At 62.3% G+C, this 25,894-nt stretch carries 23 protein-coding genes and 1 pseudogene; 16 read left to right on the forward strand and 8 right to left on the reverse strand.

The annotated features are described in order from the left end of the window. The first annotated feature begins 123 nt into the window (after window positions 1-123). Entirely contained in the window at window positions 124-1,491 is a 1,368-nt protein-coding gene (locus WIN67_RS29445) for an inorganic triphosphatase (RefSeq protein ID WP_339070391.1), read from the forward strand. A gap of 9 nt (window positions 1,492-1,500) precedes the next feature. Here the strand turns inward: WIN67_RS29445 and WIN67_RS29450 are convergent, their stop codons facing one another. After that, window positions 1,501-1,971, reverse strand: a complete 471-nt coding sequence (locus tag WIN67_RS29450; protein ID WP_065902318.1) for an Lrp/AsnC family transcriptional regulator — start codon at window positions 1,969-1,971, stop codon at window positions 1,501-1,503. Between the two features lie 124 nt (window positions 1,972-2,095). Between WIN67_RS29450 and WIN67_RS29455 the strand changes: the two genes are divergently transcribed. The 7 genes and pseudogenes from WIN67_RS29455 to WIN67_RS29480 all read left to right on the forward strand — a co-directional run bounded on the left by WIN67_RS29455 (window position 2,096) and on the right by WIN67_RS29480 (window position 7,912). Next, on the forward strand, window positions 2,096-2,425 hold the full coding sequence (locus WIN67_RS29455) for a hypothetical protein (RefSeq protein ID WP_102881221.1): 330 nt from the start codon (window positions 2,096-2,098) through the stop codon (window positions 2,423-2,425). A 111-nt stretch (window positions 2,426-2,536) separates the two neighbouring features. After that, window positions 2,537-4,315, forward strand: coding sequence for a GspE/PulE family protein (locus WIN67_RS29460; protein WP_339070392.1), 1,779 nt, complete (start codon window positions 2,537-2,539; stop codon window positions 4,313-4,315). 506 nt (window positions 4,316-4,821) lie between these two features. Then, a pseudogene (locus tag WIN67_RS31250) lies at window positions 4,822-5,148 on the forward strand (HAMP domain-containing protein); the annotation flags it as partial. A 141-nt stretch (window positions 5,149-5,289) separates the two neighbouring features. After that, window positions 5,290-6,003 carry a methyl-accepting chemotaxis protein gene (locus WIN67_RS31255; RefSeq protein WP_371826187.1) on the forward strand — a complete coding sequence of 238 codons (714 nt, stop codon included), beginning with the start codon at window positions 5,290-5,292 and terminating at the stop codon, window positions 6,001-6,003. Window positions 6,004-6,142: 139 nt separating this feature from the next. Further along, complete coding sequence (locus tag WIN67_RS29470) at window positions 6,143-7,063, forward strand: SPFH domain-containing protein (RefSeq protein ID WP_102862164.1); 921 nt, start codon at window positions 6,143-6,145, stop codon at window positions 7,061-7,063. Window positions 7,064-7,073: 10 nt separating this feature from the next. After that, window positions 7,074-7,523 (forward strand): NfeD family protein, encoded by a 450-nt coding sequence (locus WIN67_RS29475; protein ID WP_296415753.1) that lies wholly within the window; start codon window positions 7,074-7,076, stop codon window positions 7,521-7,523. 71 nt (window positions 7,524-7,594) lie between these two features. Then, on the forward strand, window positions 7,595-7,912 hold the full coding sequence (locus WIN67_RS29480; protein ID WP_016966055.1) for a DUF2388 domain-containing protein: 318 nt from the start codon (window positions 7,595-7,597) through the stop codon (window positions 7,910-7,912). A 72-nt stretch (window positions 7,913-7,984) separates the two neighbouring features. Here WIN67_RS29480 and WIN67_RS29485 read toward each other — a convergent pair whose 3' ends face one another. Further along, the gene (locus WIN67_RS29485) at window positions 7,985-8,659 is read right to left on the reverse strand and encodes a TetR/AcrR family transcriptional regulator (protein WP_102862167.1); all 675 of its coding nucleotides are present in this window, start codon (window positions 8,657-8,659) and stop codon (window positions 7,985-7,987) included. 142 nt (window positions 8,660-8,801) lie between these two features. Here WIN67_RS29485 and phlG point away from each other — a divergent pair, with 142 nt between their 5' ends. After that, the gene (phlG, locus tag WIN67_RS29490) at window positions 8,802-9,686 is read left to right on the forward strand and encodes a 2,4-diacetylphloroglucinol hydrolase (RefSeq protein ID WP_339070393.1); all 885 of its coding nucleotides are present in this window, start codon (window positions 8,802-8,804) and stop codon (window positions 9,684-9,686) included. 52 nt (window positions 9,687-9,738) lie between these two features. On the opposite strand, the gene WIN67_RS29495 is transcribed toward phlG, so the two are convergent. Then, a complete protein-coding gene (locus tag WIN67_RS29495; RefSeq protein ID WP_102881225.1) occupies window positions 9,739-10,341 on the reverse strand; it encodes a TetR/AcrR family transcriptional regulator in 603 nt (200 codons plus the stop codon). 462 nt (window positions 10,342-10,803) lie between these two features. Here WIN67_RS29495 and WIN67_RS29500 point away from each other — a divergent pair, with 462 nt between their 5' ends. From WIN67_RS29500 to WIN67_RS29525, 6 genes are all read left to right on the forward strand, one after another. Further along, window positions 10,804-11,892 (forward strand): hydroxymethylglutaryl-CoA synthase, encoded by a 1,089-nt coding sequence (locus WIN67_RS29500; protein ID WP_102862170.1) that lies wholly within the window; start codon window positions 10,804-10,806, stop codon window positions 11,890-11,892. 29 nt (window positions 11,893-11,921) lie between these two features. Further along, complete coding sequence (locus tag WIN67_RS29505; protein WP_016966051.1) at window positions 11,922-13,118, forward strand: thiolase family protein; 1,197 nt, start codon at window positions 11,922-11,924, stop codon at window positions 13,116-13,118. Window positions 13,119-13,130: 12 nt separating this feature from the next. Then, window positions 13,131-13,571: a Zn-ribbon domain-containing OB-fold protein gene (locus WIN67_RS29510; RefSeq protein ID WP_102862172.1), complete on the forward strand. Its 441-nt coding sequence runs from the start codon at window positions 13,131-13,133 to the stop codon at window positions 13,569-13,571. Between the two features lie 208 nt (window positions 13,572-13,779). After that, complete coding sequence (locus tag WIN67_RS29515; protein ID WP_102862173.1) at window positions 13,780-14,829, forward strand: type III polyketide synthase; 1,050 nt, start codon at window positions 13,780-13,782, stop codon at window positions 14,827-14,829. Window positions 14,830-14,939: 110 nt separating this feature from the next. Beyond that, window positions 14,940-16,217 (forward strand): MFS transporter, encoded by a 1,278-nt coding sequence (locus WIN67_RS29520; protein WP_339070394.1) that lies wholly within the window; start codon window positions 14,940-14,942, stop codon window positions 16,215-16,217. 6 nt (window positions 16,218-16,223) lie between these two features. Next, window positions 16,224-17,156 carry a fumarylacetoacetate hydrolase gene (locus WIN67_RS29525; RefSeq protein WP_317070552.1) on the forward strand — a complete coding sequence of 311 codons (933 nt, stop codon included), beginning with the start codon at window positions 16,224-16,226 and terminating at the stop codon, window positions 17,154-17,156. Between the two features lie 7 nt (window positions 17,157-17,163). On the opposite strand, the gene gcvP is transcribed toward WIN67_RS29525, so the two are convergent. Beyond that, on the reverse strand, window positions 17,164-20,037 hold the full coding sequence (gcvP, locus tag WIN67_RS29530; protein ID WP_339070395.1) for an aminomethyl-transferring glycine dehydrogenase: 2,874 nt from the start codon (window positions 20,035-20,037) through the stop codon (window positions 17,164-17,166). Window positions 20,038-20,228: 191 nt separating this feature from the next. Here gcvP and WIN67_RS29535 point away from each other — a divergent pair, with 191 nt between their 5' ends. Further along, on the forward strand, window positions 20,229-21,368 hold the full coding sequence (locus WIN67_RS29535) for a DegT/DnrJ/EryC1/StrS aminotransferase family protein (protein WP_339070396.1): 1,140 nt from the start codon (window positions 20,229-20,231) through the stop codon (window positions 21,366-21,368). 61 nt (window positions 21,369-21,429) lie between these two features. On the opposite strand, the gene gcvH is transcribed toward WIN67_RS29535, so the two are convergent. From gcvH to WIN67_RS29555, 4 genes are all read right to left on the reverse strand, one after another. Continuing rightward, window positions 21,430-21,813 carry a glycine cleavage system protein GcvH gene (gcvH, locus tag WIN67_RS29540; protein ID WP_102881230.1) on the reverse strand — a complete coding sequence of 128 codons (384 nt, stop codon included), beginning with the start codon at window positions 21,811-21,813 and terminating at the stop codon, window positions 21,430-21,432. 52 nt (window positions 21,814-21,865) lie between these two features. Further along, complete coding sequence (gene gcvT, locus WIN67_RS29545; protein WP_102862179.1) at window positions 21,866-22,948, reverse strand: glycine cleavage system aminomethyltransferase GcvT; 1,083 nt, start codon at window positions 22,946-22,948, stop codon at window positions 21,866-21,868. Window positions 22,949-23,102: 154 nt separating this feature from the next. Then, on the reverse strand, window positions 23,103-24,719 hold the full coding sequence (locus tag WIN67_RS29550; protein WP_339070397.1) for an iron ABC transporter permease: 1,617 nt from the start codon (window positions 24,717-24,719) through the stop codon (window positions 23,103-23,105). Window positions 24,720-24,844: 125 nt separating this feature from the next. Continuing rightward, window positions 24,845-25,846: an extracellular solute-binding protein gene (locus WIN67_RS29555; RefSeq protein ID WP_102862181.1), complete on the reverse strand. Its 1,002-nt coding sequence runs from the start codon at window positions 25,844-25,846 to the stop codon at window positions 24,845-24,847. Window positions 25,847-25,894: the final 48 nt, after the last annotated feature.

The following is a 25,894-nucleotide window of genomic DNA, read 5'->3' on the forward strand; positions in this document are numbered from 1 at the left end:
TAGAGGCATCTCGTGAGAGGAAGGAACCGTCGTGGCGCCTCCGGGCGCCTGGTCCTGTACACTGCACGGCCTTGGCAGCCAACTCTTCCCCCGGCTGCACTCCCGATCCTGGATTTTCCGGCCATGCAGAAAGAAACCGAAATCAAACTCCGCGTCAGCCGCGAAACCCTCGCCGCCCTGCGCGAGCACCCGCTACTGAAAAAACGCAACAAAAGTGGCTGGGAACGCCGTGAGCTGATGAACCAGTACTTCGACACCCCAGAGCGCGATCTGGCCCGGGCCAAAGTCGCCCTGCGCCTGCGTCGTGACGGTGACGCAGTGATCCAGACCCTCAAGACCAGCGGCCAGAGCGTTGCCGGCCTGTCCGAGCGCAACGAGTACGACTGGTCGTTGGCCAAAGCCAAGCTCGACGTGAAAAAACTCGACGGCGAATGCTGGCCCGAAGCCCTGGCCGAACTGGACAAAAAGACCCTCAAGCCGCTGTTCACCACCGACTTTGTCCGTGAGCGCGCGGAACTCGCCTGGGGCCGTGGCAAGGCCAAAGTGGTGATCGAGGCGGCCCTGGACCTGGGCCAGGTGATCGCCGGCAAGCACAAGGAAGAAATCTGCGAGCTGGAGCTGGAACTGCGTGAAGGCGAACCCGCTGCTCTGCTGGAACTGGCGGCGGAGCTGGCCCTCACCCTGCCCCTGATGCCCTGCGACATCAGCAAGGCCGAGCGTGGCTATCGCCTGTTCGATGCCGGTAGCTACTCCTTGAGCCTGCCGGCGCCACAGCTGAGCGCCGAAACCCCGCTGGACGATGCCTTCGCCGCCCTGGCCTGGCACCTGCTGGGCAGCAGCCAGCGCCTGGCCGAACAGTATCGCTTCAACGGTCACTGGCGCCTGCTGCAGGACTGGGTGGATAACCTCGCCGAGCTGCGCGCTCTGGCCAGCAGCCTGGGCCAGGCTGCGCCACGCCAATCCACCGCTGAGCTGCGTAGCGCCCTGGATGCCCTGCTGGAAGACTGGCGTCCGCTGGTACAAGCCGGCCTCGACGATGAAGACGTGCGCAAAGCCGCGCCGGAGCAGTTCATCGAGGAACTGCAGGACGTACGCTGGGGCCTGTTCTCCCTGAACACCTCGCGCTGGCTGCTGGCCCGAGCCTGGACCGCCGAGCGCAACACCCGTGGCAACCGCCAGGGTGCAGCGCAACTGGGCAGCTGGCTGCCACGCCTGCTGGCCGAGGAAGCGACCTCCCTGCAACTGCCGCGCTACCAGCAGCAGCCGGAAGATCTGGCCGAGCAGTTGCCGCGGATCGAACGTATCCAGGCCTGGCTGCACCACGCCCGCGCCGCACTGGACATTCCGGAGCTGGACCGCCTCTACGGTGAACTGAACAAGCTGGCACAACTGGCCAACGAGCCCATTACCGACGAAGCCCTCGATGCCCGCAAGCAACAGGCCATCGCGGTGTTCCAGAACCGCGCCTGGAAAACCCTGCTGCGCATGTAAGCCGCCCCCTTAGCGCAGTACCGGCAGGCTGGTGGTGGACTTGATCTCCGACAGGGCAACGATCGAGTTCACCTCCTGAATGCCGGGCACCATGGACAGTTTCTCGAAGAAAAACCGCTCATAGGCTTCGATGTCCGCGGTCACGATGCGCAGCAGGAAATCCACCGCCCCCATCAGCACATAGCACTCCAGCACCTCCGGAAAACCGCGAATCGCCTCGGTGAACTCGGTGAAGTTGGAGCGTCCGTGGGCGTTGAGCTTGATCTCGGCAAAGATCTGCGTGTTAAGGCCGATCTTCTTGCGATCAAGCAAGGTCACCTGGCCACGGATCACCCCCTCTTCCTTCAAGCGTTGAATCCGCCGCCAGCACGGTGACTGGGACAAGCCCACCTGTTCGGCAATCTGCGCACTGGAAAGTGACGCGTCCTCTTGCAGCAACGCGAGTATCCGGCGGTCGTAGGCGTCCAGCTCGCTATGCATAATAAATTCCCTTATCTATAAAACCTTGAATCAAACAATTCTACTTTCATGAATTCCGCTCAATCTTAGATAAGAAATACCCGAAACCGAATGTAAAAATTTCTCCACTGATCTGGAGACTGCCATGCCCCATCTCGAACCCGCCCCTGGCCAATCATCCCGCGCCGATGTCTGGAACCAGAACAATGTCCACTGTCGCGTGCACTATCAGATGACGGCCGAGGCCGAAGCCGATGTCCTGTGTCGGGTGCTCAACCACTTCGCCCTGCAATTTCTGGTGCCCCAGCGGGTCACGGTGATCCAGCAAGACGCCACGCTGCACATCGACGTGGAACTCGACGGCCTGAGTTGGCACCGGGCTCGGGTGATCGGCGACAAGTTGCGCAACCTGATCAGCGTCTGCTCGGTAGAACTGGAACGGGCAGAGCCGGCGCAACTGCAGGCCGCTGGCTGAGGCCGGAAAAACCCTGCAACCCTTGGCGGGCGGCGGCCCAGACTGGCGGGGCTATTCTTGGCCATTTGTGGTCAGAGACCCGCGTCTGGACAACAGCCCCAAGGAGCCCCCATGGCTGCCGCACACATTGCCCAGGATCACTGGCTGGACCTCAGTGAGCTGCTGCGTGAACTGCTGGCCCAGGGCCGCATCAGCCAGGATGCCGCCGAACAGGCCCTCAGCACCCGACGTCATGGCACCAGCACCCCCTTGCATCCCCTGGAACTGATTGCCAGTCAGCATCTGCCGGACTTGCAGCGTCCCGGCCAGCATCTGGACCTGGACAGCCTCACCGCCTGGCTGGCCCGGCACGCCGGCCAGCCCTACCTGCGCATCGACCCGTTGCAGATCGACGTCGCCAGCATCACCCCGCTGATGTCCTGCGCCTTCGCCCAGCGGCACAAGATCCTCGCCGTGGCGGTGGATGCCCAAAGCGTCACCGTGGCCAGCGCCCAGCCCTATGTCAGCGCCTGGGAGGCCGATCTGGCCCATGTCCTCAAGCGCTCGATCCACCGGGTGGTGGCCAGCCCGGTGGATATCCAGCGCCTGACCCTGGAGTTCTATCGCCTGGCCAAATCGGTCAGCGGGGCCAGCAGCGAGCAAAGGACAAGCGGCCCGGGCAACCTCGAGCATCTGCTCAAGCTCGGGGCCAGCGACCAGGAGCCGGATGCCGACGACGCCCACATCATCAACATCGTCGACTGGCTGTTTCAGTACGCCTTCCAGCAACGGGCCAGCGATATCCATATCGAGCCCCGCCGCGAGCACGGCACCCTGCGCTTTCGCATCGACGGGGTGCTGCACGGCGTCTACCAGTTCCCGCCCCAGGTAACCCTGGCCATCGTCAGCCGCCTCAAGAGCCTGGGACGGATGAACGTCGCGGAAAAACGCAAACCCCAGGACGGCCGGGTCAAGACCCGTACTCCCGAAGGCAGCGAGATCGAGTTGCGGCTCTCGACCCTGCCCACGGTCTTTGGCGAAAAGTTGGTGATGCGCATCTTCGACCCGCAGGTGCTGCTCAAGGATTTCGATCAGCTGGGCTTCGGCGCCGACGACCTGAACCGTTGGCAAGCCATGACCGCGCAGGCCCACGGCATCATCCTGGTGACCGGCCCCACAGGCTCGGGCAAGACCAGCACCCTCTACACCACCTTGAAAAAGCTCGCGAGCCCCGAGATCAACCTGTGCACCATCGAAGACCCGATCGAGATGATCGAGCCGGCGTTCAACCAGATGCAGGTGCAGCACAATATCGACCTGAGCTTTTCCAGCGGCGTGCGTGCGTTGATGCGCCAGGACCCGGACATCATCATGATCGGCGAGATCCGCGACCTGGAGACCGCCGAAATGGCTATCCAGGCTGCACTCACCGGGCACCTGGTGCTCTCCACCCTGCACACCAACGATGCCCCCGGAGCCATCAGCCGCCTACTGGAACTGGGAGTGCCTCACTATCTGATCAAGGCCACCCTGATCGGCGTCATGGCCCAACGCTTGCTGCGTACCCTGTGCCCCCACTGCAAGGCGCCCGCCGCCCTCGCCCCGGATGACTGGCAGAGCCTGACCTCCCCCCGACAATTGCCGTTCCCGCCCCTGAGCAAAAAGGCCGTGGGCTGCGCAGAGTGCCGTGGCACCGGCTATCACGGACGTACCGGCGTCTACGAAATCATGCCCTTGAGTACCCCGCTCAAAGCCCTTGTTCGAGACGACCTCGACCTCGCCGGCCTGCGTCGCCAGGCTTGCGACGACGGCATGCGCAGCCTGCGGCTGGCCGCCGCACAAAAGCTTGCCGATGGCCTGACCAGCCTGGAGGAAGTGCTGCGGGTGACACCTCAAAGCGAAAACCAGTAACCAGGCCCCGCTCGCCCGGAGGCGAACCCCAAGTGCTGGGCTACGCTTTAACCACCGCCAAGACAAGCAGGAAGCCAGGCATGAATATTCGTCACAACATGATCGCCTCCGGGGTTCTCAGCCTGCTGGCCATTGCCCTGGTAGCCGGCATCGGCCTCTGGGGACAGTCACGCCTGGCCAAGGCCCTGCATGACAATGAAGTCAATGCCAGTGCCCTGCGCAATCACCTGGAAGCCGACATGATGCACGACGCCCTGCGGGCCGATGTGCTGGAGGCTCTGAGCAGCGAACCCGGCGACAGCGCGGCCGCAGAGGAAGTGCGCAACAGTCTGCGCGAACACGGCGATTGGTTCCGCAAGGCCCTGGCGGAAAACGCCCGGCTGCCCCTGGCGCCGGATATCCGCGATGCCATCAGCGAGTTGCAGCCGGTCCTGGAAAGCTACATTCATGCGGCCGAAAGCATCGCCGAACAGGCCCTCAAGGACCCCCAGGCCGCGCGCCTGCAAATGCCGGAGTTTTCTCAGCGTTTCAGTGAAGTGGAGGCCCGCAACTCGGCACTGAGCAGCAAGATCGAAGCCGCTACCGCACAGACCAGCGCAGACAGTGAAACCGCCGTACGCCAAGCCGCCTGGTGGCTGATCGGCGGCAGTCTGATTGCCGCCCTGGCCCTGTGCCTCTTGACCCGCCAGTTGCTCATCCGGGTCCTCAAGCCCCTGGAAAAATCCGTCGCCACCGCCCGGGCCATCGCCCAGGGCAACCTGACCATGCCCATCAGTGTCGACAGCCGGGACGAAGCCGGCCAGTTGCAACAGGCCCTTGGCGAAATGCAGGACAACCTGCGGCAGATGATCACCACCATCCGCCATGAGAGCGAGGAGTTGCGGGGGCGTTCCCACAGCCTCAGCGACACCTCGCTGGGCATCGCCGACGGCGCCACCGAGCAGGCCGACGGCGCCACCGACATGGCAGCAGCCATGGAGCAGATGATCAGCAACATTGCCCAGGTCGCCGAGCACGCCCGCAACGCCCAGGGCATTGCCGCCCAGTCCGAGTCCCTGGCCGGCAGCGGCGGCCAGGTGATCCTCGGGGTCGTGGACGGCATGAGCCACATCGCCGAGGCGGTGAACCAGTCGTCCCAGAGCATTACCGCCCTAGGCCAGTCCTCGGAGGAGATCCATTCGATCATCCAGGTGATCAATGGCATCGCCGAGCAGACCAACCTGCTGGCCCTGAATGCCGCCATCGAAGCGGCCCGGGCTGGCGAGGCCGGACGCGGATTCGCCGTGGTCGCCGACGAGGTGCGCAACCTGGCGGCGCGCACCGCGCAATCCACCCGGGAGATCACCGGCATGATCGAGCGCATCCGTGAAACCACCGAGCAAGCAGTGAGCAGCATGCAAACCGGGGTCAGCCGGGTCAGCGACGGGGTGCACATGGCCCAGCAGGCGGGGACTTCGATCAACGAGATTCGCCAGGGTGCCCAACGTTCGGCGCTGATGGTGGAAGAGATTTCCCACACCATCGGCGAGCAGTCCAAGGCCAGCAGCGAAGTGGCGCAACGGGTGGAGATGATCAGTCAGGTAGCCCGGCGCAACAGCCAGGCCATGCGTGAGCTGACCCAAACGGTGGAGCAGATGGAAAACTCTGTGGCGACCCTGCAAACCTCGGTCACCCGCTTCCAGCTTTGAACCTTGCGGCGTGCCCGAATCGCACCGGTGATGTGTGTCCTGATGATGCAAGGACCAAGGTATCCCGGCGCGGGGCCGGGCGCCGCCGTACACTCGTGCTCCTCAAGCCCCTTGAGCAATGACTGAACAGGTGAATGTTATGCAGATCGGAAGCGTACTGTTACTTTTTGTCGGCCTCGCGGTGGCCCTGGTGTTCATGGGGTTCAAGGTCGTGCCCCAAGGCTACCAGTGGACAGTGGAGCGCTTTGGTCGCTACACCAACACCCTCAAGCCGGGGCTGAACATCATCATTCCGGTGATGGACCGCATCGGTCGCAAGATCAACGTCATGGAAAGCGTGCTGGACATTCCCCCTCAGGAAGTCATCACCGCCGACAACGCCACAGTGCAGATCGACGCCGTGTGCTTCTTCCAGGTGGTCAACACCGCCCAGGCGGCCTACGAGGTCAACAACCTTGAGCACGCCATCCGCAACCTGTTGCAGACCAATATCCGTACGGTGCTCGGCTCCATGGAGCTGGATGCGATGCTTAGCCAACGTGACGGCATCAACGAGAAACTGCTGCGAACCGTTGACGAAGCCACCGCGCCCTGGGGGATCAAGATCACCCGTATCGAGATCAAGGACATCAGCCCGCCTGCCGACCTGATGGCGGCCATGTCCGGGCAGATGAAGGCCGAACGGGTCAAGCGCGCCCAGATCCTCGAAGCCGAAGGCCTGCGGGCAGCGGCCATTCTGACCGCCGAAGGCAAGAAGCAGGCGCAGATTCTGGAAGCCGAGGGTGAACGTCAGGCAGCCTTCCTTGAGTCCGAAGCCAGGGAGCGCCAGGCCGAAGCCGAGGCCCGGGCGACCCAGGTGGTATCCGAGGCGATCGCCAGCGGCAACGTCCAGGCGATCAACTACTTCGTCGCGCAAAAGTACATCGATGCCCTGGGCAAACTGGCGTCGGCCAACAACAGCAAGGTGATCCTGATGCCACTGGAGGCCAGCCAGGTGATAGGCGCCGTGGGCGGCATTGGCGAAATCGTCAAGGCCACGTTCGACGGCAAGAAGGTCTGAGGCCCGATCCATGTTGGCATTCCTGTACGCCCTATCGTTCTGGGACTGGCTGGCCCTGGGCACCGTATTGCTGATTCTCGAAGTGTTCGGTGCCGGTGGCTACCTGCTGTGGATCGGCCTGGCGGCTGCCACCGTAGGGGTCCTGACCTTTCTGATTCCCGGCCTGACCTGGGAGGTGCAGTTCCTCCTGTTCGGCCTGCTATCGGTGCTGACCGCCCTGTACTGGTGGCATCGCCAACGCAGTGTGGTGCGCCCCAGCGACCAGCCAAACCTGAACCTGCGCGGGCAGGAGCTGGTCGGCAAGACCTTCGTGGTGCATCAGGCGATCGTTGACGGCCGTGGCCGGATCAAGGTCGCCGATGGGGTGTGGATCGCCAAGGGCGCCGACGCGCCTGTGGGTGCCCGGGTGCGCGTGATTGGCCAGGAAGGCGCCATTCTGCTGGTCGAAAACCTTGACTGATGGGTCACGGAACTCAGCTGGGGTATCTAGAATCAAACGGTGCAGATAACCCCCAGTTGGAGTCACCCATCATGCGTCTGAAAATAGCTGTCGCCACCCTTGCCCTGCTTTCTCTTCCCGTTGGTTCGGCAATGGCCGACACCTTCTGGCGTAACGTCATTTCCTCCGGCGCCACCACCGGCTCCACTTACCTGACCTTCAAGGATCACAAGCTGATCGTCGCCGCCCAGGACGACGCCGGCAGCTTCGTCGCCAGCGAAGGCAGCATTCGCGGCCCGTACCTGGAAGCCGCCATGCAGAAAGTCCGCGCCGACAATCCCGGCCTCAAGGCCACTGACATGGAACTGGCCAACGCGATCCTGGCGAAGAACGCCGTCGCACAGGAGTAAGGATCGTCCCAGGGATGGCTGACAGAAAACGCCGACCTCAGGGTCGGCGTTTTTTTTCGCCCGAATGACACGCTAGGCTCTGCCAGAAGCCCGGGCCACCGCCGCCAGGCCAGCCAGGGCATAGCTCATCATGTGCTCTATCAGGGCCGGCGGGTCCAGCTCCAGGCCGGGCAGTACATTGCGCGCCAACGGCTGATGGGCGATCAGCAGGAACAGGCAGGGCGCGAACACACTGACGGCACTGCGCAACGTGGCCGGGTCTTCCGGCGACAGGTGCATGATTTGGCCGAGAATGGTGCGCACGATCTTCGCCTTGGGGAACGCCTGTTCCTCCAGGACCGCCGGCAGCACCGACGAGGGCGACAGCAGCTCGCGGGTCAGCACTTTCAGTGCCCAGCCCTCGCGCTGATTGTTCAGCCCCTCGATCAGCACAGTGATGATCGCCCGCAGCTTATCTTCGGCACTGTCCTGGCTCTCGCTCAGGCTGATCATGGTCTCGATCCGCACCAGGCGATCGTGAGCTTCGCGCAGCACCGCCCGGTACAGGCCGTCCTTGTTCTCGAAGTGATAGTTGACCGAGGCGTTGTTGGCCTTGGAGTTTTCGCAAATCTGCTTGCTGGTGGTGTTGGCGTACCCCAGCTCGGCAAAGAGCTGGCCAGCCGTTTCCAGGATCTGCTGGCGAGTTGCCTGGCCATCCTGACGCGGCGCACGGGCCGCAGCAGGCGGCGGGGAAGCGGAAACGACCATAGACGCTCTCACTAAGTTAAATTCAAATTTGACTTTTGTTTATGGACTGCTTAGCTACAAAGCGCCAGTTTCTCGTTCAACTCCGCGAGCGGATTGCACGAACGTGGCGGCTACTCGTCAATTCACGCCAAAGGATATCAGCATGGAAGCGCGCATCATGACTCCCTTCACCTACTTCTCACTGCCCATGCAGAAGCTCTTCCTGCGTAACCAGGTGGCCATCCGGAACAAGCCCTACGCCAAGTATTTCCGCTCGGAAATGCGCGTGCCGCTGTCCGCTGTACGCAAGATCCAACAAGGCCCGATGGACCTGAAAGATACCCTGACCCCAAGCGTCGAGGACATCAATCGTCTGCTCGACCCGGACTTCGTCAGTGAGGAGGCCGGCTACGCCCTGCTACCAGGGCCGATGGCTTATGTGCAAAGCCGCAAGTTCTTCCCCGGCTGCACCGCACAGATGTTCAAGTGGTGGTTCATGTGGCACCCGGCGGAATCGGAGCGCTATACCCTGTGGTTCCCCTATGCCCATGTCAGCAACCCCTGCGTGAACGATCAGCGCCTGAGCGACGAGTCCTTGAGCTTCGAGGAGCGGCTATATGGCAACACTTTCTGCGCATCGGAGTATGTCGGCGATCGCCTGATGCACTTGCACATCGATTTTCAGGAACCAGCCAGCCTGGGCCTTGACCCTGATCTGTATCGCGAAGCGAAAATCGACGGCAGCGTCAGTGCCTTGATGAGCCTGGCCGATCACCCAGAGGTGCCGGTGTCATTGATGGTGCATCTGTTCAAGGAGGTGCCGGGCGGCATGTACCTGACCAGCCGTTACTGGGTCGGGTCGCACCCATCGATGGCCCGCTTTCCCGGAGCTGAAAAAGCATCGGCGCTGCTCAAGGAAAGTGGCTTTGGCGAAGCCGAGCTGGAAACCCTGGCCTATGAATTTGCCGTGCACGATATGTGCGAGTTCAATCATCTGGCCAGCTTCCTGCCGGACCTGTATCGGGAGTTCGGCGCGACTTCAGCCTGAAACAACAGCCATTAAGCCCGCACAACTCAAGGGCTTAATGGCTGGCAATGGATCAACGTGGCGTATCAGGACAAACACCGTTGATCAGCAGAGAAGTGAACTCCTCAATGTCCTGTTCCGCGGTCAACTGCTCGGTCAGCAACCGATACCAGCAAAAACCAAAAATCATATCCAGCAGCAATTCGCGGTTGGTGTCCTTGGGGAGCTCGCCATTGCTGATGGCATTTTCCACCAGCTTTTTCGGCAACTCCCTTCTGCGCTCCATGAATTGATCCTTGAGCTGGGTCAATGTTGCTGGATCCAACTGCGCTTCAGCGATGACACAGCGGAAAGCCTCTCCGCATATGGTTTCTCGCCAGACTTTCCAGAGATTGTGTAGCAAAAAGTCGAGATCAGCCTTGAACGAGCCGAGATCAGGAAATTTTCTGACCTGTTCACTCTCGTTTTCATAAACTTCCGCGATCAATGCCGCCTTGTTCGACCACCACCGATAGATCGTTGGCTTGCTGGCACCCGCCCGGCGTGCGACGGACTCGATACTAAGCCCGGAATAACCGCATTCCTTAAGGATTTCGATGGTGGAACTGAGGATGGCTTTATGGGTATGGGGACTTCGCAACGAGCCGATGGAGCTGCGAGATGGGGTACGAGCCACAATAAAAAATCTCCAGGCAGGGCGCTTGACAAACGCAACGCAGGGTATAGGATTCCTCCGAATCGAAATGAAACGGTCCGTTTCGTTTCATTCTTGAAAGAATCATGAACTTCTTGTACCGATCTATCTAGTTTTTAAAGCATCTCATTAGGGTTGAGTAAATCAGGCCCTGCAATTGCGAGTTCCTCGGATTCGAGGCTGCGGCCCGCTTCCCAAAAAGAGACTAGATCGTCTGAAATTATTACTAAACGAAACGTTCCGTATCATAGCATAGAGAGGTTAAGAAAAACAGCTTTCGAGTGGGTTTTCCCCTATTCGGAGTCTGCTGTCCCCCTCCTCTAGGCCGCCGGTTTATGCGGTGTCGCCACGAGACAGGCAGCAAAATTGTTTTCCGTATGTTTCAAGGGTGCTTCTGAGCAGGCACGACCCAGTTTTCTCAAAAAGAATGGAATCAAGAGGAAAATGAACGTGAAAAAAGTAGGCATTGTCAGCTATGGCGCGGGTATTCCAGTATGCCGCCTCAAAGTCCAGGACGTGATCAACGTCTGGAAAAACACCGAGCTCAAGCTGGTCGAGGAAAACCTCGGCGTCACTGAAAGAGCCGTGCTGCAGCCGGATGAAGATGTCATCACCCTCGGTGTGCTGGCGGCGCAACGGGCCCTGGATAAAGTCCCCGGCCATGAGCTCGAAGCCCTGTACCTGGGCACCTGCACCAACCCCTACGACTCGCGAGCCTCGGCTTCGATCATCCTGGAAATGCTCGGCAGCGGTTACGACGCCTATTGCGCCGACGTGCAGTTTGCCGGCAAGTCCGGCACCTCCGCCCTGCAGATCTGCCAGGCCCTGGTGGCCTCCGGCATGACCGGCAGTGCCCTGGCCATCGGCGCCGACACCATCAACCGCAACACCGCGCCGGGCGACCTGACCGAGTCCTATGCTGGAGCCGGCGCTGCCGCCCTGCTGATCGGCAATCAGAACGTCATCGCCGAGTTTGACGGCAGTTTTTCCTGCGCCGCCGATATCGCCGACAACATCCGACCCCAGGGTGATCGCTACATTCGTTCCGGGATGGGCCTGGGCTCGGACAAGAACAGCATCGGCCTGGAAGATCAGACCCGCCGCGCTGCCGAGGGCCTGATGGCCAAGCTGCGTACCAGCGCCGCCGACTATGACTACGTGGTGTTCCAGCAGAACCTGGTGTCCACGCCCTATTCCCTGGGCAAGCACCTGGGCTTCAACACCAAGCAGATCGAACCGGGGATCTACGCCGGCGATGTGGGTGACACTGGCGCCGCCAGCCCGCTGCTCGGCCTGATCAACGTACTGGACCAGGCCCGTCCGGGGCAGAAGATCCTCATGGTGTCCTATGGTTTCGGGGCCGGCAGTGACGCCATTGCCCTGACCGTCACCGACGCCATCGAGCAGTACCAGAAGCACAACACGCCCCTACGCGAACTGCTCGAAGCCAAGACCTATGTCGATTACGGCACCTCCATCAAGTACGAGTTCAAGTACCTGCGGGCTGACTACGCCCTGACCGCCTACCTCTGATTACGCCTGTCTACGCAAGGAGCATGTACATGTGCGCACGTCGTGTTGCAATCGTTTCGGCCGCCTATACGCCGAAGCCCGGAAGTTCACGAGTTCGGCAGACGTTCAAGGAAATGATCGTCGAGTCCGCCTATAAAGCCCTCAAGGACGCCAAGATGCACCCCCGGGAAATCCAGGGGGTCGCCTATGGTTATCACGGTGAAGGCATTTCCGAATATGGCGGCCTGGGGCCGACCATTTCCGACGCCCTGGGCATCAGCCCGGCGCCGACCTTCATGAGCACCGCCAACTGCACCAGCAGCTCGGTGTCGTTCCAGATGGGTCACCAGATGGTCGCGTCCGGTGAGTACGACATCGTCCTGTGCGGCGGTTTCGAGAAGATGACCGATCACTTCAACTACGCCGAGTACATCGGCTCCAGCACTGAATGTGAATACGATTACTTCCTCGGCATCTCCCACACTGACGCCTTCGCCCTGGCCACCGCCGAGTACTTCCAGAAGTTCGGCTACGCCGGTCGCGAGGCTGATGTACTGGCCACATTTGGCCGGCAGATGCGTGTCTATGCCCACAACACCCCGACCGCCACCCGCTATGGCCAGCCGATTCCCACCCTGGAAGCGCTGAAGAACAGCGAAGCCTGCGGTTCGATGCTGGCCTGGGGCGAAGCCAGCGGCTGCGCCATCCTGGTGGCCGAACACCTGGCCCACAAGTACACCGACAAGCCGGTGTTCGTGCGCGGCTGCGCCTACACCGGGGTCTCACACTACTTCGGCACACGCTTCCACAATCCGACCCTGCATCACCCGGGCCTGCCCAAGGACGTGGGCATGGCCGTCTCGGCCAACTCCATCGCCTGCGCGGAAATTGCCTACAAGAAAGCCGGGATCACCGCCAAGGACATCGACGTGGCACAGGTCTACGACCTGCTCGGCGCCGGGCTGATCCAGATGGAATCCATGGGCATCTGCGGCAAGGGCCAGGCCGGCGACTTCGTACTCGAAGGCGGCATCGCCCTGGACGGCCAACTGCCACTGAACACCGACGGCGGCAACATCGGCCGCGGCCACGCCTCGGGCTGCGACGGCATCCTGCACATCACCGAGCTGTTCCGGCAACTGAGGGGCGAATCCGACAACCAGGTCAAGGGCGCACGCATCGGCGTGTCGCAGAACCTTGGCGGTTATGCGGCGCACAACTCAGTGATTGTCCTCTCGAACGACTAAGGAGCCCGGACCATGTCCATGTACCCAGAACAGATCCACAGAATGACCACCGCCAGCATGCTCCGCGAATGGCGCGAGCATGGCGGCAAGTACCGCCTCGAAGGCAGCCAGTGCGAAGAGTGCAACGAGATCTTCTTCCCAAGGCGCACCGTCTGCGGCGCCTGCAATTCCCTGAGCGTGAAGCCTTACCGCTGCAAGCGCACGGGCAAGATCGAAGTCATGGCCCACGCCGAAAACCCGGTCCTGGCCGCCATGGGTTATGGCGAAACCGTGCCGCGCGTCATGGCCATGGTGCGCCTGGATGACGGCCTGGTGATTGCCTCGGAGATCGTCGATGTCTGCGATCCACAGCAGCTGAAAGTCGGCGCGCCAGTGCGCATGGTGATTCGCAAGCATGTGCGCGAAAGCAACTTGGCCTGGCAATACGCTTATAAGTTCGTACTGGATATATAAGTTGTTATTCAAGGTGCCTTTATATAAGGCACCTTGAAGTTAGCCATTAAAATAAAATCCAACTTAAAAGTTACATCAACGGCCGCTTCGCGCCTCGAAGTTGCCTTAAGGTCCTGATTTCCTTTAGGGCCTACATATTCCTGTGCCTATGAACGGGGACTTTCCCCACCCCTTAACTTATTGGCTTACTTAGAGCCAAGGACCCATCATGTCTACTCTTTGCCTCCCACACGTCATGTTTCCGCAACACAAGATCACCCAGCAACAGATGGTTGATCACCTGGAAAACCTGCATGCCGACCATCCGCGCATGGCCTTGGCCAAGCGCATGATCGCCAACACAGAAGTCAACGAGCGCCATCTGGTGCTGCCGATCGACGAACTGGCGGTACACACCGGCTTCACCCACCGCAGCATCGTCTATGAGCGTGAAGCCCGGCAGATGTCGTCGGCGGCGGCGCGCCAGGCCATCGAGAATGCCGGGTTGCAGATCAGCGACATCCGCATGGTGATCGTCACCTCCTGCACCGGTTTCATGATGCCGTCGCTGACCGCGCACCTGATCAACGACCTCGGCCTGCCCAATTCCACCGTGCAACTGCCCATCGCCCAGCTGGGCTGCGTGGCCGGTGCCGCGGCCATCAACCGGGCCAACGATTTCGCCCGGCTCGATGCTCGCAACCATGTGCTGATCGTATCCCTGGAGTTCTCTTCGCTGTGCTATCAGCCAGACGACACCAAGTTGCATGCCTTCATCTCCGCGGCGCTGTTCGGCGATGCGGTGTCGGCCTGCGTGCTGCGCGCCGACGACCAGGCTGGCGGTTTCAAGATCAAGAAGACCGAGTCGTTCTTCCTGCCCAAGAGCGAGCACTACATCAAATATGACGTGAAGGACACCGGCTTCCACTTCACCCTGGACAAGGCGGTGATGAATTCCATCAAGGACGTGGCGCCGGTGATGGAGAAGCTCAACTACGAGACGTTCGAACAGAACTGCGCGCACAACGACTTCTTCATCTTCCACACCGGGGGACGCAAGATCCTCGACGAGTTGGTGATGCACCTGGACCTGGCCTCGAACCGGGTCTCGCAATCGCGCAGCAGCCTCTCGGAAGCCGGCAACATCGCCAGCGTGGTGGTGTTCGACGTGCTCAAGCGGCAGTTCGATTCCAACCTGAATCGAGGCGATATCGGCCTGCTGGCAGCCTTCGGCCCAGGCTTCACTGCGGAAATGGCCGTCGGTGAGTGGACCGCCTGACGGGAAAACCTGCGTCTGTCCGACCTGACGTTGCCGGGCTGTAAGGCAACGTCAGGCCGCACCCTCACGGCGCGCCGCGCCGGGTTCATGGTTTTCAAGGAAGCAGAGCGATGAACGCTGGAATACCAACCACGGCTGCCGACAGCCGTTACGAAAGATCCATGGTGCTGTTGCTGTCACTGAGTTTCGGGCTGGTGGGGCTGGATCGCTTCATCATCCTGCCGCTGTTTCCGGTGATCATGCACGACCTGCAACTGGACTATCAGGACCTGGGCTACCTGTCCGCCGCGCTGGCCTTCACCTGGGGGCTGTCCGCCCTGGGCATGGGCGGCGTGATCGAACGCCTGGGCACCCGCCGCGTGCTGGTGGCCTCGATTGCCGTGCTGTCGCTGCTGTCCGGCTTCTCCGCGCTGGCCACCGGCGTGCTGGGGCTGGTGATCCTGCGCGGGTTGATGGGCATCTGCGAAGGCGCCTTCACCCCGACCAGCATCATTGTCACCAACGAAGTCTCGCGCCCTGACCGACGCGGGCTGAACCTGGGTATCCAGCAGGCGCTGTTCCCGATTCTCGGCCTGTGCCTGGGGCCACTGATCGCCGCCTACCTGCTGCAGCTTTCCGGCTCGTGGCGGGCGGTGTTCGCCATCATTTCCCTGCCGGGCCTGCTACTGGCCGGCTACCTGTGGAAGGTCTACCGGCCGTTGCCGGCGCCCTCCACCGCGGGCCTGCCCGGCAGCGCCGGGCGCAACTGGCTGGCGGCGTTCAAGAGCGGCAACGTCAGCCTGAACATCCTGATCATGTTCTGCATCCTCACCTGTCAGTTCGTGCTCTGCGCCATGCTGCCCAGTTACCTAACCGACCACCTGCACCTGGAAACCCTGTCCATGGCCTTTGTCATTTCGGCTATCGGCCTGGGCGGTTTCATCGGCCAATTGATCATTCCCGGAATGTCCGACCGCCTCGGACGCAAACCGGTGGTATCGGCCTGCTTCATGACCAGCAGCACCCTGGTGGGCCTGCTGATCGTCAGCCCGGCGATTCCCTGGCTGCTGTTTCTGCTGTTGTTCCTGCTGTCGTTTTTCAATTTCAGCCTGATCTGCATGACGGTCGGCCCGCTGACCAGTGAATCCGTGACCCCGGCCCTGCTACCGACGGCGACCGGGATTGTCGTGGGTTTCGGCGAAATTCTCGGGGGCGGGCTGTCCCCGGCCGTGGCCGGGTTTGCCGCCAGCCATTTCGGCCTGCCGTCGATCCTGTACGTGGCCCTGAGCGGCAGCCTGATCGGCTTGCTGATGTCATTTCTGCTCAAGGAAAGTGCCCTCGAACCTCGCCGGACGCGAGCCCCCGAGCCGCTGGCCATTCTCCCCGCCCCCTTGCCCCTGAAGGACTAGAGAATCATGGACGATTACCTGCTGTTGCTGGATGTCTGCCACAAGGAACAGCGCGCCATCGGGCTGTTCGACTTTCACAATGGTCGCAGCATGCATGCCCTGTCCGAACACGGTGGGTTATACGAAACCCTGCATTTCTGCGCCCGCCGGCACCTGGATTGGCGCGAGTACCTGCGCAGCCTGCCAGCCCATCCGCAAAGGTCTCCCGAGGGACACCCGCAAGGGCCGCTGCGTCCGCCACTCAAACCCAGCGACAGCCTGCTGGCCCAGGTCAGCGAGGTCAGCCTGAACACCCCGAACACCCGCCAGGGCTGGTTCTACAAGGGCAACGGCAGCCTGCTCAAGACCGACGGCGAGGCGCTGATGATCCCGTATCACGCCCTGAGCATTTGCAGTCAGCCAGGCGTGTTCTGCGTGTATCTGGTGGACCACTTCAAGCAACTGCGCTTTGTCGGCTTCAGCCTGGGCCATGACATCCATGACCCGCTGCTCAGCCGCCAGGACGCCAGTTCCTGCGCACAATCACGCCTGCGCCAGTGCGCCATCACTCCGGCGCTGATCCTCGGCGAGTTGCAGAGCAGCCTGTCACTCAATGTACGGGTTGAACGCCAGGGCGTGCAGTTGTCCTACCTCAGCTATCGTCTCGATCTGCAGAACTGGTGGGCGATCCGCAAATACTCCCAGGCCTTCCTCGAACAGCATGAGCAGTTCCTGCAACCGGGCATGGTCCACTACGTGTTCCACAGTGCCTGCCGGCGCGAGAGCGAACTGCAGTTGCAACACGGCGACTGGCTGGACCTGGACTGCCCGGAACTGGAACTGGGCCTGAGCAACCAGGTCATCGAAGAAGAGCTGCTGCACCTCTATCCTCTGGACACTCAAGCATCCCGGCGCAACACCCAAGGCAGTCGTCCGACGCGGCTACGCCACCCCTACTGAGGCGAGTTCAGCGATAGGCCTGCACCGGGACGCAGGCGCAGAACAGGTTGCGATCGCCGTAGACGTTGTCCACCCGGTTCACCGCAGGCCAGTACTTGTGGGCCCGGGCATGACCACTGGGCAGCACCGCCTGCTCGATGCTGTAGGGCCGCTCCCAGATCCCGGTGATGTCCGCCAGGGTATGGGGCGCGCCCTTGAGCGGATTGTCCTCGGCCGGCCAATTGCCCTCCTGGACCTGGGCGATCTCGGCACGAATGCTCAGCATGGCCTCGACAAAGCGGTCCAGCTCAGCCTTGGACTCGCTTTCGGTGGGTTCCACCATCAGCGTGCCCGGCACCGGGAAGGACATGGTCGGGGCATGAAAGCCGTAATCCATCAGACGCTTGGCCACATCCTCTTCGGTAATCCCGGTCAGCGCCTTGAGCGGCCGCAGGTCGAGGATGCATTCATGGGCCACTCGGCCATTACGCCCGCTATAGAGCACCGGGAAGGCGCCGCTGAGCTGGGCGGCCAGGTAGTTGGCGGCGAGGATCGCCACCTCGCTGGCATCCGCCAGTTGCGGCCCCATCAGAGCGATGTACATCCAGCTGATGGGCAGGATACTGGCGCTGCCCCAGGGCGCCGCGCTGACCGCGCCATTCTCTGCAAGCGGCCCGTCGATGGGCACCACCGGGTGATTGGCGACAAAGGGCGCCAGATGGGCTCGCACGCCGATCGGCCCCATCCCCGGCCCACCGCCGCCATGGGGAATGCAGAACGTCTTGTGCAGGTTCATGTGCGAGACATCGGCGCCGATGTCCGCAGGCCGAGTCAGGCCCACCTGGGCATTGAGGTTGGCGCCGTCCATGTACACCTGGCCGCCGTGGCTGTGGATAACTTCACAGATCTGGCTGATGCCCTCTTCATAGACGCCATGGGTCGAGGGGTAAGTGGCCATCAGGCAGGACAGCCGATCACCGGCGGCCTGGGCCTTGGCCGTCAGATCCTCCAGGTCGACGTTGCCGGCCTCATCGCATTCGACGATCACCACCTGCATCCCGGCCATTTGTGCCGAGGCCGGGTTGGTGCCATGGGCCGAGGCCGGTATCAGGCAAATGTGCCGCCCGCCTTGCTGGCGGCTCTCGTGGTAACGACGAATGGCCAGCAACCCCGCGTATTCGCCCTGGGCACCGGAGTTGGGCTGCATGCAGATGGCATCGAAGCCGGTGATGGCGCACAACCAACGCTCCAGTTCCTCGATCATCAAGGTGTAGCCGACGGCCTGCTCCCGCGGAGCAAAAGGGTGCAGGTTGGCGAATTCCGGCCAGGTGATGGGGATCATCTCGCTGCTGGCATTGAGCTTCATGGTGCAGGAGCCCAAGGGGATCATCGACTGGTTGAGCGCCAGGTCCTTGTTCTCCAGTTGTTTGAGGTAGCGCAGCATCTGGGTTTCGCTGTGATGGGCGCTGAACACCGGATGGGTCAGGTAGGGGCTGCGGCGCAACAGGCTGTCAGGAAGACCCGAGGCCAGCACCTCGGCATCCAGTTCGGCGACGTCCAATCCATGGTCCGCGCCGAGAAACACGTCCAGCAGCCGGGCCACGGTGGTTTCGTCACAGGTTTCATCGAGGCTCAGGCCCAACTGGCCACGGCCGAGAATCCGCAGGTTGATCTGCAGCGCCTTGGCGCTCTCGATGATCGCGGTCTGGCTGCCGCCCACCTCCAGGGTCAGGGTGTCGAAAAAGTGCCGGTTGACCCGCGTTATGCCGTGGCGCTCAAGGCCCGCAGCGAGGATGCAGGTCAATCGATGCACCCGCTGGGCAATGCGCTTGAGGCCAGCCGGACCGTGATAGACCGCATAGAAGCTGGCGATGTTGGCCAACAACACCTGGGCGGTGCAGATGTTGGAGTTGGCCTTCTCGCGACGGATATGCTGCTCGCGGGTTTGCAGGGCCATGCGCAAGGCCACCTGCCCCCGGGCATCCTTGGACACGCCGATGATGCGCCCGGGCATCGCCCGCTTGTACTCGTCGCGACAAGCGAAAAACGCTGCATGAGGACCGCCGTAGCCCATGGGCACGCCGAAGCGCTGGGAGGAGCCCAGGACCACATCGGCCCCCAGCTCGCCGGGCGGGGTCAGTACCAACAGGCTGAGCAGATCGGTGGCCACACAGGCCAGGGCCTGCTGGGCATGCAACTGATCGATCAACGGCCGCAGGTCGCGGATCTCGCCGTGGGTATCCGGATACTGCAACAGCGCGCCAAACACCTGATGCGCGGGCAAGTTATCCACAGCATCGACCATCACCTCGAAACCGAACCCCTCGGCCCGGGTGCGCACCACGGAGATGGTCTGGGGATGGCAGTGTTCATCGACAAAAAACAGATTGCTCCTGGACTTGGCCACGCGCTTGGCCAGGGCCATGGCTTCGGCCGCTGCGGTGGCCTCGTCCAGCAAGGAGGCGTTGGCAAGATCGAGGCCGGTGAGGTCGATGGTCATCTGCTGGAAATTCAGCAGGGCTTCGAGTCGGCCCTGGGCGATTTCCGGTTGGTAGGGCGTGTAGGCGGTGTACCAACCGGGGTTTTCCAACACGTTGCGCAGGATCACCGTCGGCGTCAGGGTGCCGTGGTAACCCATGCCGATCAGGCTGGTCCAGACCTGATTCTGCGCGGCATACCCCTTGAGCTTGACCAGGGCCGCCTGCTCATCCAGCGCCGGTGGCAGGTCCAGGGCGCGATTGAGGCGGATGCCCGGCGGCACCGTCTGCTCGATCAGCTCGATCCGACTCCCCAGCCCGAGGCTGGCGAGCATCGCCTGCTGCTCCTCGGCATCGGGCCCCAGGTGCCGGTGGAGAAATGCGTTGGGCTCGCGTAACTGGCTCAGGGATGGCGACGGGGACATGGCAGGCTCTCTCCGATAAGCGGCGCTCAGCGTCGGTGCAACAGGGTGCCAAGCAGCATAGCAGCCGATTCTGCGCGTCGACGCGCTGGCATCCCGAGGCAATCGGTACCATCATGCAGGGCGTCCGCGCGCCAGCCCCGGTGCGCCGCAACCCCTGCTCTCATCGTCCGCTTATCGGGTGCCCCATCGTCATGAGCCAACCGCCTTTCCTGCCGTTCTCCAAACCCACCATCGATGAATCCACCATCGCCGCCGTCGGCGAAGTGCTGCGTTCGGGCTGGATCACCAGCGGCCCCAAGGTCCAGGCGTTCGAAGCCCAGCTCTCGGAGTTCTTCGGCGGACGCACCGTGCGTACCTTCAACTCCGGCACCTGCACCATGGAGATCGCCTTGCGCATCGCCGGCATCGGCCCTGGAGATGAAGTCATCACCACGCCGATTTCCTGGGTGGCCACCGCCAACGTGATTCTCGAAGTGGGTGCCACGCCGGTGTTCGCCGACATTGATCCGATCACCCGCAACATCGACCTGGCCCAGGTGGAAGCTGCTATTACGCCACGCACCAAAGCCATCATCCCGGTGTTCCTGGCCGGCTTGCCGGTGGACATGACTCGCCTGTACGCCCTGGCCAAGAAACACGACCTGCGGTTGGTGGAAGACGCGGCCCAGGCCCTGGGTTCCAGCTGGAATGGCCAACGCATCGGCGCCGGTGGCGACTTCGTGTCCTTCAGCTTCCAGGCCAACAAGAACGTCACCTCCTCCGAGGGCGGCTGCCTGGTACTCAATACCCCTGAAGAAGTGCGCCTGGCCGAGAAGTACCGCCTGCAAGGGGTCACCCGCAACGGCTTCGACGGTCTGGATGTGGATGTACTGGGGGGCAAGTTCAACATGACCGACGTCGCCGCTGCCATCGGCCTGGGGCAGTTTGCCCATATCGAGGCAATCACCGCCCACCGCCGCGAGCTGGCCCGACATTACTTCGAGTGCTTTGGCAGCGACTTCGAAACTCGCTATGGCGCCCAACTACCGCCGGCGGACTTCAGCAACAGCAACTGGCACCTGTTCCAGCTGGTACTGCCGGAGCGCAAGGACGGCAAGCCGGCTCGCGCCGTCTTCATGGAGCAGATGCAGGAACGGGGCATCGGCATCGGCTATCACTATCCGCCGATTCACTTGCTGAGCCTGTACCGCGAGCGCGGCTTCAAGGAGGGAATGTTCCCGGTGGCGGAACGGGTCGGTCGGTTGATCGTCTCGTTGCCGATGTTCACTGCCATGAGCAAGGCCGACGTGGAACGTGCGGTGGCGGCGGTGAAAGAGGTGTTGCAGGCTTAAAGGGCCTTCGCGAGCAAGCTCGCTCCTGCACAACGGGAGCGGGCCTGCTTGCAGGAGCGACTTACTCGCCGATGGCGGCCTTGTAGCCGGCGGCGTCCAGCAGTTTCTCCAGATCGGCCGGGTTGCTTGGCTTGAGCTTGAAGATCCAGGCGCCGTAGGGGTCGCTGTTGAGCAGCTCGGGGCTGGCGCTCAGCTCTTCGTTGACGGCGATCACTTCACCGGCCACCGGGGCATAGATGTCGGAAGCGGCCTTGACCGATTCCACCACGCCCGCCTGGTCCCCTGCGCCAAACACGTTGCCAACTTCCGTCAGCTCGACGAATACCACATCGCCCAAGGCTTCCTGGGCGTGGTCGCTAATACCCACGGTCACACTGCCGTCAGCTTCCAGACGGGCCCATTCGTGACTATCGGCAAAACGCAGGTGGGCAGGGATATCGCTCATGTTCTGTGTCCTCAAAAAGAAGTGTCAGCGGCGCAATGCCGGCTGGAAATAGTTAGATCAAGGTCTTGCCGTGGCGCACGAAGGTCGGTTTGACCACCCGGACCGGGTACCACTTGCCGCGGATTTCCACTTCGGCACGGTCAGCGGTGGCCATCGGCACCCGCGCCAGTGCGATCGATTTACTCAGCGTAGGGGAGAAACTACCACTGGTGATCTCACCTTCGCCAACATCGGCGATGCGAACCACTTGATGCGCGCGCAAAACCCCACGCTCTTCCAGTACCAACCCCACCAGTTTCTGCTTCACCCCGGACGCTCGCTCAGCCTCCAGAGCGGTACGACCGATGAATTTGCGTGACGACGGCTCCCAGGCAATGCTCCAGGCCATGTTCGCCGCCAAGGGCGAAACATCCTGGTGAATATCCTGGCCGTAGAGGTTCATGCCGGCTTCCAGGCGCAGGGTATCCCGGGCGCCCAGGCCGATGGGCGAGATCCCCGCTCCCACCAGATCGTTGAAAAAGGCCGGCGCCTGATCGGCGGGCAGGACGATTTCCAGTCCATCCTCACCGGTGTAACCGGTGCGGGCGATGAACCAGTCACCGTCGGTGCCGGCTTCGAAAGGCTTGAGCTGTTGAATCAGGGCGCCACGGGACTGGGTCACCAGCTCGGCGATCTTGTGCCGGGCCTGAGGTCCCTGGATCGCCAGCATGGCCAGCTCCGGTCGCTCGCGCAGTTGCACCTGGAACTCACCCAACTGCGCCTGCATCCAGGCCAGGTCCTGATCCCGGGTGGCGGCGTTGAGCGCGAGGCGATAAGCGTCCTCGAGGCGGTAGACGATCATGTCGTCGACGATGCCGCCGCGCTCATTGAGCATGGTGCTGTACAAGGCCTGGCCAGGGTGCTGCAAACGTTCGACATCATTGGCCAGCAAGTGCTGGAGCCAGGCCTTGGCCTGGGCGCCGCTGACATCGATCACGGTCATGTGCGATACATCGAACACACCGCAATCACGTCGCACCTGATGGTGCTCCTCGACCTGCGAGCCGTAATGCAAAGGCATATCCCAACCGCCAAAATCGACCATTTTCGCGCCGAGGGCGAGATGCAGGTCATACAGAGGCGTACGCTGTCCCATGGGTTTCTCCTTCCGGGCGTGGCGAGGGTGCGGACTGGCGCTGCTAGGGTGAAAGCCTTGAAATAGATGGCTTGCAGCCGATTTCAGCGTCCCGGCCAAACAACAGGCCGCACCGAATGCCGCGCATTGTAGCCGCAAGGTGGAAGGCTGGCACCTAACCGATTCGATGGGCCGAGCGACGAATCAGGCCAATCACCGGCAGCAGCCCCACCAGCACCAGGGTCAGCGCCGGCAACGAGGCCCGGGCCCACTCCCCTTCGCTGGTCATCTCGAAGATCCGCACCGCCAGCGTGTCCCAGCCGAACGGGCGCATCAGCAAGGTGGCGGGCATTTCCTTGAGCACATCGACGAACACCAGCAAGGCCGCGCTCAGGGTCCCGGGCAGCAACAGCGGTAGATACACTTTGAAAAACAGTCGCGGCCCACCCACCCCCAGGCTGCGCGCGGCTTCGGGCAGCGACGGGCGAATCCGTTCCAGGCTGTTTTCCAGCGGTCCGTAGGCCACCGCGATAAAACGCACCAGGTAGGCCAGCAACAAGGCGGACAGGCTACCCAGCAACAGCGGCTTGCCGGGCCCGCCCAACCAGCCGGACAACGGAATCACCAGTTCCCGGTCCAGATAGCTGAAGGCCAGCATGATCGATACCGCCAGCACCGAGCCGGGCAAGGCGTAACCGAGATTGGCCAGGCTAACCCCGGCGCGGATGCCTCGGGTCGGCGCCAAGCGTCGGGCGAATGCCAGCAGCAAAGCCACGCTGACGGTGATCAGCGCCGCCATGCCTCCCAGGTACAGGGTGTGGACAATCAGCCCGGCATAGCGCTCATCCAGGTCGAAGCGCCCGCGCTGCCAGAACCACACCAGCAATTGCAGCAGCGGGATCACGAAGGCACAGGCAAATACCAGCAGGCACCAGCCCGTAGCCGCCATGGCCTTGAGCCCAGACAGGTGGTACAGCGCCTTGCCCCGGGGCCGTTCGTTGCCGGTGCGACTGGCGCCGCGGGCGCGTCGCTCGCCGTACAGCACCAGCATCACCGCCAGTAGCAACAGGCTGGCCAGTTGCGCGGCACTGGATAGACTGAAAAACCCGTACCAGGTCTTGTAGATAGCGGTAGTGAAGGTGTCGAAGTTGAACACCGACACCGCGCCGAAATCCGCCAGGGTCTCCATCAGTGCCAGGGCGACCCCAGCGCCGATGGCCGGCCGCGCCATCGGCAGCGCCACGCGCCAAAAAGCCTGCCAGGGCGACTGCCCAAGCACCCGAGCGGCCTCCATCAACCCTTTGCCCTGGGCCAGGAAAGCGTTGCGTGCCAACAGGTAGACGTAGGGATAGAACACCAGCACCAGCACCAGGATCACGCCGCCGGTGGAGCGCACTCTCGGTAGCCGCAAGCCTGTGCCGAACCATTCCCGCAGCAGACTTTGCACCGGTCCGGAAAAATCCAGCAGGCCGACGAAGACAAAGGCCAGTACATAGGCCGGGATCGCGAAGGGCAGCATCAGCGCCCAATCCAGCCAGCGCCGCCCGGGAAACTCGCAGAGGCTGGTGAGCCAGGCCAGGCTCACCCCCAGCAGCGTGACGCCAACGCCGACCCCGAACACCAGGGTCAGGGTGTTGCTCAACAGACGCGGCATCTGCGTGTCCCACAGGTGGGACCAGATCTGCTGGTCGACGGCCTGCCAGGACAGCAGCAGCACACTCAGCGGCAACAGGACCAGGGCCGCTACGGCGAAGACCAGGGGATACCAGCGACGTTGGGCAGGATGGGCCACAAAGAACTCTCGGGCAGGTGGAACGTACAAGGGGAAGCGGCGGCGCCATCGCGGGCAAGCCCGCTCCTATGGCAGGCCGTTAAACAAAACGCCCCGCAAAAGCGGGGCGCAGTATAACGGCAGTCTCAGTTCCAGCCAGCGCGGTCCATCAAGCGAATGGCCTCGGCCTGGCGCTTGCCGGCGATCTCAACCGGCAGGGTATCGGCCACGAACTTGCCCCAGCTGGCCACTTCCGCAGAAGGCGCCACCGCCGGGTTGGCCGGGAACTCCTGGTTGACGTCGGCAAAGATCTTCTGCGCTTCAGGCGTGGTCATCCACTCCACCAGCGCCTTGGCCGCCTCCGGATGCGGCGCGTACTTGGTCAGGCCAATACCCGACAGGTTGACGTGCACCCCGCGATCGCCCTGGTTCGGCCAGAACAGTTTTACCGCCAGGTCGGGCTTCTGCTTGTGCAGGCGGCCGTAATAGTAGGTGTTGACGATGCCAACGTCGCATTGGCCGGCGTTGATCGCATCCAGCACCGCGATGTCATCGGAGAACACATCGGTGGACAGGTTGTTGACCCAGCCCTTGATGATCTCTTCGGTCTTCGCCGCGCCGTGGGTTTCGATCAGGGTGGCAGTCAGCGACTGGTTGTAGACCTTCTTCGCGCTACGCAGGCACAGACGGCCTTCCCACTGCTTGTCGGCCAGGGCCTCATAGGTGGTCAGTTCGGAAGGTTTGACCCGCTCGGTGGAGTAGGCCAGGGTCCGCGCCCGCAGGCTCAGGCCGGTCCAGGCGTGGTTGGAAGAGCGGTATTGCAGAGGGATGTTGCTGTCGATGACCTTGGAGGTGAACGGTTGCAGGATGCCCATCTGCTCGGCCTGCCAGAGGTTGCCGGCGTCCACGGTGAGCAGCAGGTCGGCGGTGGCGTTTTCGCCCTCGGCCTTGATCCGCTGCATCAGCGGCGCTTCCTTGTCGGTGATGAACTTGATCTTCACCCCGGTCTTCTGGGTGTAGGCATCGAACACCGGCTTGATCAGCTCATCGATACGCGAGGAGTAGACCACGACTTCATCGGCAGCATGGGCGGCGGTGCCGATGAAAGTGAGTGCCAGGGCGGTCAGTAGACGCTTCGGTGCCAACATGGGAGCAGTCTCTCGATTATAAAATGAGGCGAAATGATAAGGACTCCC

Origin of the sequence: Pseudomonas idahonensis, assembly GCF_037903935.1 — a bacterium.
Classification (GTDB): domain Bacteria; phylum Pseudomonadota; class Gammaproteobacteria; order Pseudomonadales; family Pseudomonadaceae; genus Aquipseudomonas; species Aquipseudomonas danubii.